The following is a 13,492-nucleotide window of genomic DNA, read 5'->3' as shown; positions in this document are numbered from 1 at the left end:
ACCATTTATCTTCCCTCAAAAATATTTGAGGGCTTCATGGCCGCAAACACACCAAACTTTTTTGCACCTTTCATCTAAGGTAATTTCTGTTTATGATCCCCCGAAGCTTTCCAATCCAGCATAATCTTGTCCATTTGTTTAAGAATAGAAGCTTTTATATCTTCTTCCAAATATATTGGATTTAATGCCCTTTTTGCATATGCCAGATAAGTGCCTTTCGTTTTCTCAGTTAAGATCACCGTAAAAAACCGTTCCCAGCTAAAATATTCCATACTCTCAATGAAGTCTGACGGTTCATTTATAATCTTTCTAATCTCACTATCCTTTAAAACACCAGATGATAAAATCAGCCATTCAAAAGATTCCGGCAAATACAATGCAGCATTTTCTCTTTCTCTAAGAAGGTGCAGCACTTTATCAATCTCCGGACCAAATGCTGCCCCATCTGCAATCACAAGAACGTTTTCATCCTTATTGATATTAAGATAATGAAAAACATTGGACTTTCCATGGGCTGTATCACACTTCAATCCATGATCATTGCATATGGAACGAAAGAATTGATAACCTGAATTGCTGTCTTCTGTGATAACCATTTCCGGCTTCACTTCATTTTGCAGCACATCCTGACCATAAATCCTATAAAATTCATGATAGCTCTGCTTCAATGTTCCATATTTTCCGGAAGTGCGGATCCCATATATTTCCTCAACACTATAAGGTAAAGAAGAAAGTCCCTCCCTGGATACAATCACATAATAATTATCTGTCCTCTGAATCTCCCTTGCAAAGTCATCCGTTTTTACAAATTCATTTCCTTCATCAATAAATACAATGCTATCCCGTATCCCTAAAAGCTGCTCCTTCCAAAGTGTGCCGGATAATACGTAGCATACCTTATCACAGATTAATTGCACAGGGCTTCCGGATGGATTGTTCACATACTCCTGAATCATATCAACGAGTGTGGTTTTTCCGGTAGCACTATTACCACGTACTATCGTAAGATTCCGTCTCAGCACAAAATCATAACGCAAACGTTTTGTAGAAACAACAACTCGGTGTTTTCCTCTCATTTACTTTGCCTCCCTTTAGACAAACTCTCCGGCAATGGGCACCAATTCTTTCATGGAATGCACAATTTGATTTGTATTCAATATACGGATGGTAAAGGGTTCATGGCCAAAATCCATCAAATGACGAAGGTTAACGGTCCGCTCCTCTTTCTCTCCTATTTTCAAAAGCCATTTGGCACAGTTATCGCCGCAGGTTGAGGCATTAAATATTTTACCCGGATTAAATTTCACAAGAATTAATGTCTTTACACCTCCGGACAATCCCAAGGGAGGTATTTTACCCAGAACGGGACTGTCAATCACTCCGTTGTCAATTACCGTAGATTTATCCACATCAGAAATCATATCCTTTACAAAGGGATCTACAATCCATTCATCTTCATAGTCATATTTAAAATATGCCGCCGTATTGTATACTGCATCCGGCATATCGCCATAAAATATATTCAACATAAAATTCTCCCTTATGGTCTCTTCAAACACGATTTTTAACATTATATCAAAAATCCCCGGAAATTCCTATCAGTTTTTCAGAAATGCTGCCTGCTCTGCCAACCATGAATAACTGCTCTCTGCTGATTATCAATATCCCGGCGTTTGACACATCAAATGAAATACAAGGGATACAGCGATTTTATTTTGTTATAACTGTCAAAGACAGGATTATAATTTTCATCAAATAAAATCAATGGAATTTTCTATTAAATTTTAACAATTATCACACACCCAAATCTCATTCACTAACCCGATAAATACACGCAGCCACATCCCTGCAGATATAAGAAGCCCTCTTTCTCACTTCCTCTTCTGCCGATTCCAGGGTATATCCCCCAAACCGCTCAATCATACACAGATCATTAAAAGAATCGCCTATCACTATAACCTTGCCCATCCACTTAATCGCCTTCAAAAGAATCTCGATTCCTTTCGCCTTATTGATCCCTTTATGAACAATGTCCATATTCTGCTCATTCACAAACGCTTCCGCTTTATCATAGCGAAGATTCACCATGCTTACTGCTTCTCTCGTTTCTTCCCAACTCTGAAAACGAACATGTATCTGCAGTACCTCATTTAAGCCCTGCTCAAGCTCTTTCAATGTCCTAAAATCGCAGATTCCGTTATAAATGGCTGAAACTCCGTTTCTTTCACTGGCCACTTGAAATCTTCCGTTTCTTTGGGTTACGTCCACCGGTATCTGATATTCCAGCCATAGCTCCTTTACAATGTGCCAGGCCGTATCATCCTCAATAGTCTGCTCAAAGAGTGTTTTCCCGCTCCATTTTACAACTCTCGCCCCATTATTACAGATAAGGTAATCCGCCGTCAGTTGATATCGGCAAAGGAGTTCACGGAGAATCTTTTCTTCTCTTCCCGTGGCAATTGCAAAAATATTCCCGTTCTGTTTCCATGCTTCCAATGCTGCAAGATTCTCACAGGAAATATCACCGTTCACATATAAGGTTCGATCAAAATCAGATACCAATAGCTTTCTCATTATACTTCCTATCTCCTGTTCAGCTGCCCTGAATTCAGTTTTCCCCTATGGGGAAACGGGGGCTTTTATTGTAATAATACCACATTCACCATTTTGCACAATACCGCTTTTTAAAAGCTCAATCTTTTCCCCGCTTGTAAAAATAACCGGAGAAACAATTGATTTTCCTTGTTCCTTTACATAGTTCACATCAACTCTTACAAGAACATCCCCCTGCTTTACCGTATCCCCCTCTCTAACCTGAACCTCAAAGCCCGTTCCATTCAAATTTACCGTATCAATACCTATATGTATCAGGAGTTCCATCTCGTCATTCGTCTTGATTCCAAAGGCATGACCCGTAGGAAATGCCGTAACAACGGTTCCGCTTACCGGTGCAAAGACCTCACTCCCTGACAATTCCACAGCAAACCCATCTCCCATAACCCTTTCGGAAAACACCGGATCCGGCACCTGCTCCAAAGGGAGCAGTGTGCCTTTCATTGGTGATACAAATTCCTCTTTTTTTCTGCGGCTAAACAATCTCATGTCCTCTCCTCTCCTTTAATTCTTCTGCCTTTTCCATGGCTTTTGAAGCCAGCTCATGGGCCAGGAAGCTGCTAAGCCCCGTATATTTTTCCGGCCGTATCATCTCTGATAACTCTTCTTCCGTAAAATTAGCTGACAAAATTTTATCTTCTTTCAGTACTGTAAAATAATCCTTGCCCTCAAGCTCCGCTTTCATAGCCTTATCATACAAAAGCTCATGAGCACGATCTTTCCCCAGCTTCTCTGCAATTCTCATCATAACACATTCACTGTTGTCCAAACCCTTATTCAGCATAGCATTCTGATACATTCGTTCCTTATTTACACGAATGGTAGCTGTCAGCTCCTCCGTACGCATCAGTACCTCCGTAGTCAGTTCCAATGCCTCTTCCATCATACCGTCATGCAGCATGTAGGAGCTGGAATCTCCCTCAAACATCCGAACACCGGAAAATAGTCCCAATGAGACAAGCGAATACAGCTTCTGAGAATTAGCTATGATCCCCTTTGCTAGTTTAGGATTAATTTTCTGAGGCATAGTGGAACTTCCGATGGTTCCTTTCTGAAATGCTTCACTGACCTCTCCAAACTCTTCCAGCCCGGTGTAATAGACCTCCTCTGCCATTTTATGAAAAATGTTGCACAAAAGGGCAAGATTCATAATATATTCCTCTTTATGACTGCTGATATTTCTGGATGGAACAGGCATCCAATACATACCAAGCTTTTCCGCCAGCCTTTTTTGTACCCGATACCCCGTCTCCCCGGTAGCATTAAAGGCACCAACCGCACCTCCGGCCATCACCTGAAATACTCTTTTTTCACATTCCTCCATTCTCTGTATCCCATTCAGAAGCTCGCTGATCCAGACGGATACTTTATATCCATAAGTGATCGGAATTGCATGACGTCCATGGGTCCGTCCGGGCATAACCGTATCCGCATGCTCACCGGCAAGCTGTGCCAGATGCTTCAAAATATCCGCAAGATAGGATTGAAAAATCTTATGAATCTTATAGGTCGTATAAAGCTGTGCTGTCTGCTGGATATTCTGGGTTGTAACTCCATAATGAACAAACTTTCCGCTTTCCTCATCACATGCCTTTACTAATACCTTTACAAAGGGGACGAATCCATGTCCAACCCTTGCTTTGATCCGTTCCATTTCCTCCAGATCGATTCGGTTAAGCTTTGCATTTTCTATAATATTATCTGCTGCACTGCGTGGAATAAAATTTTCTTCCGCCTGACAGTCTGCCAAAGCGGCCTCAACAGTCAGCCAGGATTCAATTTTGGCCTCTTTTGTAAGCAGATTTTTAATCCCTCTGTCATTTCCTTTGCTTTTTGAATCATACAGTGCTCTCATATTTTCGTTATCCTTTCATTAACTTATCAACTGCATTACGGACAAATTCTACATGAGGTCCAAAGACAACATGAATATGATTTTTAGACGGGAAGAAAATGCCGGCACATCCAGAATCACGTAAGCCTGCCTGATTCACTTTCTCCGGATCCTTTAGATCCACCCGAAGTCTTGATATGCAATTCTCCACTTTCAGAATATTTTCCTGTCCGCCCAGATTCTCTATAACGATACAGGCAATCTCAGGCCAATTCTTTTCCTTTAACAACTGGCTTGCCGACTCTTCCACCTCAAAAGGCTCACGCCCCGGAGTTTCCAATTCCCATTTCTTAATAAAGAATTTAAATACAAAGTAAAATATTACAAAATTCAAAACACCCAGTAAAATCAGTCCAACCCAATGGGTATTTTCATACATCAGCCCAAAGATGCCAAAGTCAAAAATCGTGCCTCGGATATAACCGATACTGATATTCAGCATTTGATAAGGAATCGTCATCAATCCGCACAGAACACAATACACCACAAACAGTTTCGGAGAAATAAACAGGAAAGAAAACTCCAAAGGCTCCGTAACATTTCCAAGGAACGCAGTCAGCACACATGTTGTGAGAACACCCTTACTCATTTTTTTATTTTTTGTAAAAGATGTATGATACATAGCCAAGCCAATAGCCGGAATGCGGAATAGAGTTGTCAGCATCTGTGAACCGCCCAGATAACTGGTCAGCTTCGGCATCAGCTCTGCCCAATAGGGACTGTTTGGTCCCAGATTAAACAGAATCTCATTGACTGCCGGAAGAATGCCTACATATTCCGTACCATTGATAAGATAAGTGCCGCCGGCTTCCGTAAACCGGACAACCGCCGCTAACACATGATGAAGTCCAAACGGAATTAAAGCACGGTGAAACATATAATAGATACCGCTTCCTATGTACTTCGTAGTAAAAATGAAAGAGATACTGATAAGGAAATGAATCAATATATTCCACACAATCGGAAGCACCAGTCCAATGGGAATCATACATGCAAAGGTTATAATCGGAATGGATTTCTTTCCTCCGAAAAAAGCAAACGCAAGAGGAAGCTCCACATTATAAAATTTGTCTGCCACCTTAGCTGCTACAAGTCCTGCGATCAAGCCGCCTAATGCCTCAGTCTTCAACGTCTGGACTCCCAGAACCATTCCTTGTCCTACTTGGGCCATTGTATCGGCATCAGCAAGCGTACCGGTTTCCTTTAAAAATACATTCATAACCGTATTCAACGTCAAATAACCAACTACAGAGGCAAATACTGCGATTCCTTTTTCTTTCTTAGCCATTCCCTGAGCCACGCCCATGGCAAATAAAATCGGAATATTGTTAAAAATAATACTTGTAATATCTTTCAAACCGTTAATTATTACTTTTAAAGCCGCCGCATCCAAAATCGGGAATTTTTCAATCATATAAGATTGCGACAGTGCACTGCAAATCCCCATAACCATACCGATAGGAGCCAAAAGAGCAATTGGAAGAAGTAAGGAACGTCCAAATGTCTGGATTGCATCCTTAAAACCGCCTGAATCTTTTCTAATCATCATAAAACCTCCTGAATCATTATATCTTTTGTACTACTCTTTGGCCAAAGATTGATTTTACTATACAGCTATATAAAAGCCGATTCAAGGACACATTTTGAACTGAAAAAAAGTCAGAAGATGACCTCTAAACCATATTTTTTTATGGTATAATAATTCTAAATTATGGAGGAAAACACATGGGAATCCATTATTATGATTTGCAGACAGCGGCTCTGATTCAGGAAAAGCGTTCCCTGTCACTGGAAAAATGCAGCCAGCTAACCAAAAGAAGTGTCAGTGCCGTCAAACGCAGCATTGCCGCAGTCAATGAATATCTGCCAACGGACAAACAGATTTTACTGACTAATAATCAGGCCGTATTCCGGATGACATACAAGGAATATCTCCACTTTATCCGGAAGCTCACCTTGAACGATTACTATCCGTCATCGTCAGAACGTTTGGACATTATGGCTATTTATGCCTTTTTTAATTTAACCTTGAATATGACATATCTTTATGAAACACTGCATTTTAGCTCCACTACGAAGAAAAAAGATAGCCGGGCCCTGTCCAAATGGTTGATTTCTCAGGATTTGGATACTGAGATTGTGCCAAAAACCGGAATCCGAATTACCGGAGATGAGCTGCAATTTCGAATCTGTATCTGCAATATCCTGTCCCAGTATATTGAAGTGGAGCACAACTTTTCCCTGTCTATGCGTCTTGCAAACAATCCGCTCCAATCCATGATTGTAAAGTATTTTCTGGTGAAAGCAGATCAAAGTCTTAATCAGGCCCGAAAGCTATTAAAGGAACTTGTGGAAACCTGCCATTTTAGAATCTCCTATTTATCCATCAAATTCCTTTACCTTTATTTAGCATGTGCACAATTCCGGATTAGTGCCGGATTTAAACTGAACACCTCCAAATTACTGCCCGTTTCCGTGAACGATTATCAATTGATGGATTTACCTCATGAGAATATTTTTCTCAATCATCTTATATCCTCTCTGGACTTTACTACAACTGTAATGCCGCCTTTCAACGAAAAGCTCTATTCCATTTCAAAACAATTAGCAGAACAAATCCAGACACAAATCATCACCTGGATCTGTGACGATCATTTTATCTATGAAGAGATCTACGCATATCTTCATAAATGCATGATTCGAAATACGTATCACTTTTCCTTTTATGATAATAAACTAGAGGAAACAAAACAATATTACAACAACCTGTATGATGTTGTGAAATCTGCCATTTGCTTATATGAGGAAACCTATGGAACCGTTTTAAGTCATTTTCAAATCTCCTCACTGACCCTGATTTTCCGAAAATTTATAAATCGGAATAAGCTGGCCGGACGCAATCAGAAAAAGCTTGTGATTGTAACTAATTCCTCTATTGAAAAAATAGACTTTTTTATGGAAAGGCTGAAGCTTCGTGTAGATGTACGGTTAATAGATGTGATTCACATGAATGAACTATATCTGTTAGAACAAATGGAATATGATTATCTGATTGCATTTTCTAATCGTATTGTTACACTGTTGAGTGAATGTGGATATTCCTGCTTAAAACTAAATTTTTATCTGACGGAAGATGATTTCATTTATTTGGAAGATCTGGACTTCTCAACATCGAAAAGAAAAATCAAAGTTAAGCCTTTTGTACAGGAAATACAAGGGATAAATAAAGAGCTGTTAACCGAATATCTTTTAAATAAATATAGTGATTACTTTCTGGAATAAAATAGTTCTTTTTTCCGCCATTTAAATTCCCTACTTGGAACAGGCAGAGCACAAAAGGGACAAATACCCTGAAAAAAGGTATTTGCCCCTTGGGGCTGAGCCGAACAAGCGGAACATGCCTTTATAAAATATCCGAAGCCAAAAGTACTATGCTTCACTCCTTACTCAAAAGAATAATACTCCCAATCCCCCAAAAGCTCTGCCGCCTCCAAAGAAATCCTCAAATCCTCCATCGAATCATAAACCCGTGTAGTAAACACATCCGCGCCGTCATTCACAAAGATCTCCAAACTGGAAGTATCGGAAAAGATCTGCAACTTCCAAAGCTCCTCCACTTTCAATCTCCGCACCGTCCTGCCGCTGCCGCATCCGGTCACATCCAGCCGCAACACGCCATCCCGGTAAGCAAGCGCCGCAGATTCTCTAAGCTTAAGCTCAAACTCTCCGGCCGCCTTATCCATAAGAAGCTTAAGCTCAAAGCAAGGCGAAGTCTCCCTGTTAAGCCCTTCCCGAAGCGTTCCCTTGACCGCTGTTTTTCGCAGCCCCTCAAGCTCCTTTAGGGGCCGCTGGCACAAAAGCCCCGCCTCATTCACATAAAGCTCCCGTGGAATCGTAAGGGCATGAATCCATCCCCCTGCCAATGTTGGCTCCTCATACCCGGAATCCGGAATCGCCATCCAACCAAGCAGAATCCACCGTCCGGCTTCATCCTGAAATACCTGGGGTGCATAGAAATCAAAGCCCCGATCCAGAGAATGAAATTCCCCCAGCCGATAATCCTCACCCTTAAAATCATAATCCAGAGAAAACCAGCCGCACTGGTACACATTGGCAAACTCATAATCGTCTCTGGGAACGCCCTGGGGACAGGTAAAAAGAAACTTCCTCTCCCCGATTTTCAGATAATTGGGACACTCCCACATATACCCAAAGGGCTTCCCCGGCTGAAACCGAAGCTTATAAGACCAGTGAATCAGATCCTCACTCTCAAACAAAAGGATCGATCCCTCATCCTGAATACTGCGGGCGCCCTGAATCATAAAATACCTGCCATTCTCCCGAAACACCTGGGGATCCCGCACATGCCTGCTCATATCCGCTGGATAATCCTCATTTTTCATCAAAAGCTGTTTTCCGGAAAATGCAAATCCATCCTCAGAAGTAACAAGAATCGTATTCTGCTCCCGTCCGTCCGTCACATAATTATAATCTCCCTCATACCGTACATTTCCCGTATAAAAGAAATAAATCATGCCGTTCTCCTGATAGGCGGAGCCACTGTAAGGACCGTTGCAGTCCCACTTTGTATCCGAATACAGGGCAGGTTCATGCTCTTCATAATGAAGAAAATCCTTTGTAGTCATATGTCCCCAGAAAATGCTTCCAAGCTCCGGATAAAAGGGACAATACTGAAAATAAATATGATAGACGCCGTCTTTCTGGCACAGTCCGTTGGAATCATTGAGCCAGCCCATAGGAGGCTGAATATGATATTTCAGCCGAAAAGAATCCTTTTGCGCCTTTTGATACCAATCCTTCCGTTCTTCAAAATTTTTCCGGTAAACATCTTTTTTCATCGGGCTTTTTACCATTACAATCTCTCTCCTTGCCGAACCTCTCTAAGCTCCCAGCCACTCATATCCGGCTGATGATCCGGGTCCGTAAAAATCATGGGTATAACCGTATCATACCCCTTTTCCCCAATCTTTTTCAAGTCAAATTCAATAAGAAGCTGTCCGGCTTTCACCTTATCCCCATCCTTTACATGGGCAGTGAAATGCTCACCATTCAGATTTACCGTATCAATTCCAATATGAATCAGAATTTCTTTACCTGCATCCGACACCAGACAAATAGCATGCTTCGTCTCAAATACACTGGCTACCGTTCCATTCACCGGAGCATAAACCGCACCCGCTTCCGGCTTAATGGCAACTCCGTCTCCCAAAACCTTGTTGCGGAAAGTCTCGTCATTTACATCCTCCATAGCAATCAAACGGCCAGCCGTATAAGCAAGGAAAGCTCCCTCTTCATAATCTGCCGCTTCTGCGATTATCACCGGCTCCGCCGCTGATTTTGCCGGACCGGAATTGTCTGCCGCAGAAACCGCATTTTTCTGAAAACCGCTCAAAATCAAAGTCATCACAAAGCCTGCCGCCAATGCAATCACATGGGCAATCACATAGTTTACATAACCATTTCCCGCCGGGTCCGCCAAAGCAATTCCCGGTACTACCGTAGTGCCGAATCCAAGAGCCGCCAGATTGGTAAAGTAAACAACCGCACCGCCGACAGCGCCTCCGATACAGCCGCCAATCAGAGGATACTTAAACCGCACATTCACACCAAACAAGGCAGGCTCCGTAATTCCAAAAAGCACTGACACAAAGCTGGGGATACAAAGCTCCTGGGTCTTGGCATCTTTCCGGTTCCGAAGCAGATATCCAAGAACAGCGCCGCCCTGGGCCGTCATAGCCACAGACATCAAAGGATTCAAAATATTTCTTCCCGTATCCGCCAAAAGCTGAGCCTCAATAGCTCCAAAGATGTGATGCAGTCCCGTAATAACCACAAGCTGCTGAACCCCGGAGAACAGTGCATATCCGAACACGCCCAGATTCTGAGTCATCCATACCAGACCACTTGTAATACCGGATGCCAGCCCTCTTCCCAAAGGCCCGATAATCGTAAACAGCAGCAGCGCACCCACCAGCGTGGTAAGAAGCGGAGAAACAAGAAGCCGAATCACTTCCGGCACTTTCTTCTCAAAAAAGAGGTCCAGCTTAGCCGTAACCATACCCATCAGGAGAGCCACGATAATACCGCCCTGGAAGCCAACCAGATCCACGCCAAGCCCAAAGAGATGCAAGGTTGTCACCTCCACCGTTCCCTGCGCCGCCGCATAAGCATCCGCAAGGCTGGGAGACAGCATAATACATCCCATTACAATACCAAGAATCGGTCTTCCTCCAAACCGCTTGCATGCACTGTAAGCCACAGCCAAAGGCAGAAATCCGAAAATGGCTCCGGAAGAAATATTAATCAATCTCGTAATGCCAAAAAGAGTCTCACTATTCTGCACCAGATCCACATTCGCCAGCACACCGGAAAGTCCGGTGAGCAGTGCCGCCGCCAGAATACCCGGCATAATATCAATAAACACATCCGAAAGGGCCTTAATAATCCTCTGAAGCGGATTCATCTTCTTATTCGCCTCCGTCTTCAGATCACTCAGGCTCATATTCTTCTTTCCCGTATATTCCGTAAACACCTCATACACATCATTCACCAATCCGGCCCCAAAGATAATCTGAAGCTGATCCCCGGCCACAAACACGCCTTTGGCAAGATCCAAATCCTCAATCGCTTTCAGATCCGCCGTGTCATTGTTCTCCAGAACAATACGAAGACGGGTCGCACAGTGGGCCACGCCCTGAATGTTGTCTTTACCTCCTACCAGCTCCGTCAGCTTTTCCGATATCGCAAGATATCTCTGTCGTTTCTTTTCGTCCATAGTATTCTCCCCTTATGAATTTTTTTATCGCTACAAGCAGGGCATCCTGAAAAAATCAAAACCTCAGCTTTTCGACCTTTCATCCCTGCGTAACTTCACCATCCGCATTCCCAAAATCAAACTCCGCAACCACCCGACCAATATAACCGCCAGCACGCCGCTGTTCATCGCAATCACCAGCACAAATGTGCCAATCCTTTTTTCATTTTCTCCCTTGCAATAATAACTATACTATATTAAAATAAAGAAAACATGGACAAATGTTGTTTTTTCATGCACCCTTGTGACCAATCCCCCACATCAATGCAAACGCACCTGCTCCCAAAGTCATTCATAATCACATTTAACATCAAGAACCCCTCTACCGTCCCTCAAAGTCAGCCTCAGGTGGAAAAATATACTTCCTGACAGGCGTGTTAGCCCTCTGGGCGGAGCAGGTCAGGAAGTATATTTTTCCACCTGAGGCGTCCCCCCTTTCACCCCACCAATAAAGGAGCAACAATGAAAGACTTCCTATTCTCAAATGACTTCTTCAAAAACCTGGACGCTTTCGTCTACACCTGCGGCTACGAAACCTGCAAACCCGGCCACAGCTACGGTCCCATCGTCCGCAGCGGCTACCTGATCCACTACGTCCTGGGCGGAACCGGCTACTACAAAACAAAAGACGCCATGTACCACCTAAAAGAGGGCGATGCTTTCCTCATCTGCCCCGACGAGCTTATCTACTACGAAGCCGACCGCAAAAATCCCTGGGTCTACACCTGGATCGGCTTCCAGGGCGTAAAGATCAAAAGCTACCTGGAACGCACCTCCCTTTTGTCCACTCCGGTCTTCCACTACGGCCACGACGACCGCATCCGTCTGTGCCATGAAAAAATGTTTGAAGCAAGCCACTTAGACACCAACCGGGATCTCATCATGAACAGCATCCTCTACGAATACCTTTTTCTTCTGGCAAGCAAATTTCCCCGGGAGCAGTACACCCCCAGGGAAAAGCAAATCAACTATGTAGAAGAAATTTTAACCTATCTGGAATCAAATTATTCCAACAGCATCTCCGTCCAGGCCATTGCCGATTCCATGGGCCTGAACCGCTCCTATCTCCACCGCCTGTTCAAATCCGCCACCGGATCCTCCGTCCAGGAATATGTTTTGGATCTGCGCATCCGAAAAGCCTGCTCCCTCCTAAAATCCACGGATCTGCCCATAGCAATCATCTCCCTTTCCGTAGGCTATGAGGACACCTTGTACTTTTCCAGGCTGTTCAAAAAGAAAAAGGGGGTAAGCCCCACTCAGTACCGGTTGCGGAGAGCTCAAAGCTAATGTGCAATCATCAGGTGAGTCCTGCCAAAGGGGCTGTCAGGAAATAAGACAGAAGACTTTTCTGATACCCAGTGTCCGGCTGTTTATGTACAGACTGTCTGATATGTACGGATATTGCTTTTTAATGTCCGTACAGAGCAGACAGAATGTACACAAACCGTCCGAACACAGGGTATAGAAATGGCTGATGTCTTATTTCCCGACAGCCCCTTTGTTTTATTTTATACCCTATCAAGACCCCCACGCCTTAATCTCAAAACAACATCCGCCTGCGCCGCCAGTTCGTTTGAGTGGGTTGCAACAATCACGCACCTCCCCAGCCCATGTGCACTTTCTTTCAAGATACCTGTAATTTCCCTTGCCGTGTCCTCATCCAAATTCCCGGTCGGTTCATCCCCTAAAACAACAGGAGTATCCGAAGCCAAGGCACGGGCAATTGCCGCACGCTGCTGCTGCCCGCCGGACAGCTTCATCACATTGCGCTTTGCTTCCCCGGCTGTCAGCCCCAGCCGCAAAAGCAAAGGCAGGGCGTCCTGTTTTGCCGTCAAAGCCGCATTTTCAATAGGCGTCATATAGTCAATCAGGTTGTAGCTTTGAAAGATCAGCGAAACATGATTGCGCCTATGATAAGAAAGCCCCCGCCGGGCAATATTTTCACCCTCAAAAAGAATTTCCCCTTTTTGCGGGATATCAAGTCCCCCCGCCAGTGACAGCAGTGTTGTCTTGCCGGAGCCGGACGGTCCAAGGACAGCGTACATTTTTCCGGTTTCAAATTCCATACTTACGTTTGACAATACGGGTCTGCCTTTCTCATAGGCATAGAATATCTCTTTCATTTCTAAAACAGCCATTTATAATTTCTC

11 protein-coding genes are annotated in these 13,492 nt (G+C 43.6%); 2 read left to right on the top strand and 9 right to left on the bottom strand.

Annotated elements, in window-relative coordinates; genetic code table 11:
• Nucleotides 1-74 precede the first annotated feature (74 nt).
• From VSQ61_RS09740 to VSQ61_RS09715, 6 genes are all read right to left on the bottom strand, one after another.
• Nucleotides 75-1,076 (bottom strand): translation initiation factor 2, encoded by a 1,002-nt coding sequence (locus VSQ61_RS09740; RefSeq protein ID WP_334344243.1) that lies wholly within the window; start codon nucleotides 1,074-1,076, stop codon nucleotides 75-77.
• 15 nt (nucleotides 1,077-1,091) lie between these two features.
• Nucleotides 1,092-1,529: a DUF4869 domain-containing protein gene (locus VSQ61_RS09735; RefSeq protein ID WP_334344242.1), complete on the bottom strand. Its 438-nt coding sequence runs from the start codon at nucleotides 1,527-1,529 to the stop codon at nucleotides 1,092-1,094.
• A gap of 280 nt (nucleotides 1,530-1,809) precedes the next feature.
• Nucleotides 1,810-2,574: an HAD-IIB family hydrolase gene (locus VSQ61_RS09730; protein WP_334344241.1), complete on the bottom strand. Its 765-nt coding sequence runs from the start codon at nucleotides 2,572-2,574 to the stop codon at nucleotides 1,810-1,812.
• 45 nt (nucleotides 2,575-2,619) lie between these two features.
• Nucleotides 2,620-3,102 (bottom strand): PTS sugar transporter subunit IIA, encoded by a 483-nt coding sequence (locus tag VSQ61_RS09725; RefSeq protein ID WP_334344240.1) that lies wholly within the window; start codon nucleotides 3,100-3,102, stop codon nucleotides 2,620-2,622.
• Nucleotides 3,089-4,468: a class-II fumarase/aspartase family protein gene (locus tag VSQ61_RS09720; RefSeq protein ID WP_334344239.1), complete on the bottom strand. Its 1,380-nt coding sequence runs from the start codon at nucleotides 4,466-4,468 to the stop codon at nucleotides 3,089-3,091. Before VSQ61_RS09720 ends, VSQ61_RS09725 begins: the two co-directional genes overlap by 14 nt.
• Nucleotides 4,469-4,475: 7 nt before the next feature.
• Nucleotides 4,476-6,056, bottom strand: a complete 1,581-nt coding sequence (locus VSQ61_RS09715; RefSeq protein ID WP_334344238.1) for a PTS transporter subunit EIIC — start codon at nucleotides 6,054-6,056, stop codon at nucleotides 4,476-4,478.
• Between the two features lie 176 nt (nucleotides 6,057-6,232).
• On the opposite strand from VSQ61_RS09715, the gene VSQ61_RS09710 reads away from it, so the two are divergent.
• Entirely contained in the window at nucleotides 6,233-7,789 is a 1,557-nt protein-coding gene (locus VSQ61_RS09710; protein ID WP_334344237.1) for a helix-turn-helix domain-containing protein, read from the top strand.
• Nucleotides 7,790-7,950: 161 nt separating this feature from the next.
• On the opposite strand, the gene VSQ61_RS09705 is transcribed toward VSQ61_RS09710, so the two are convergent.
• Both VSQ61_RS09705 and VSQ61_RS09700 read right to left on the bottom strand, forming a co-directional pair.
• Nucleotides 7,951-9,381, bottom strand: coding sequence for a glycoside hydrolase family 32 protein (locus VSQ61_RS09705; RefSeq protein WP_334344236.1), 1,431 nt, complete (start codon nucleotides 9,379-9,381; stop codon nucleotides 7,951-7,953).
• Complete coding sequence (locus VSQ61_RS09700; RefSeq protein ID WP_334344235.1) at nucleotides 9,381-11,303, bottom strand: PTS sucrose transporter subunit IIABC; 1,923 nt, start codon at nucleotides 11,301-11,303, stop codon at nucleotides 9,381-9,383. The genes VSQ61_RS09705 and VSQ61_RS09700 overlap by 1 nt, the downstream gene beginning before the upstream one ends.
• Nucleotides 11,304-11,804: 501 nt before the next feature.
• Here VSQ61_RS09700 and VSQ61_RS09695 point away from each other — a divergent pair.
• Entirely contained in the window at nucleotides 11,805-12,629 is an 825-nt protein-coding gene (locus tag VSQ61_RS09695; RefSeq protein WP_334344234.1) for an AraC family transcriptional regulator, read from the top strand.
• Between the two features lie 221 nt (nucleotides 12,630-12,850).
• Here the strand turns inward: VSQ61_RS09695 and VSQ61_RS09690 are convergent, their stop codons facing one another.
• Nucleotides 12,851-13,480 carry an ATP-binding cassette domain-containing protein gene (locus VSQ61_RS09690; protein ID WP_334344233.1) on the bottom strand — a complete coding sequence of 210 codons (630 nt, stop codon included), beginning with the start codon at nucleotides 13,478-13,480 and terminating at the stop codon, nucleotides 12,851-12,853.
• Nucleotides 13,481-13,492: the final 12 nt, after the last annotated feature.

The organism is Candidatus Merdisoma sp. JLR.KK006, assembly GCF_036941035.1.
Lineage (GTDB): Bacteria > Bacillota > Clostridia > Lachnospirales > Lachnospiraceae > Laedolimicola.
Note: the sequence above shows the minus strand (reverse complement) of the source record. Positions and strands in the feature narration are given on the sequence as shown.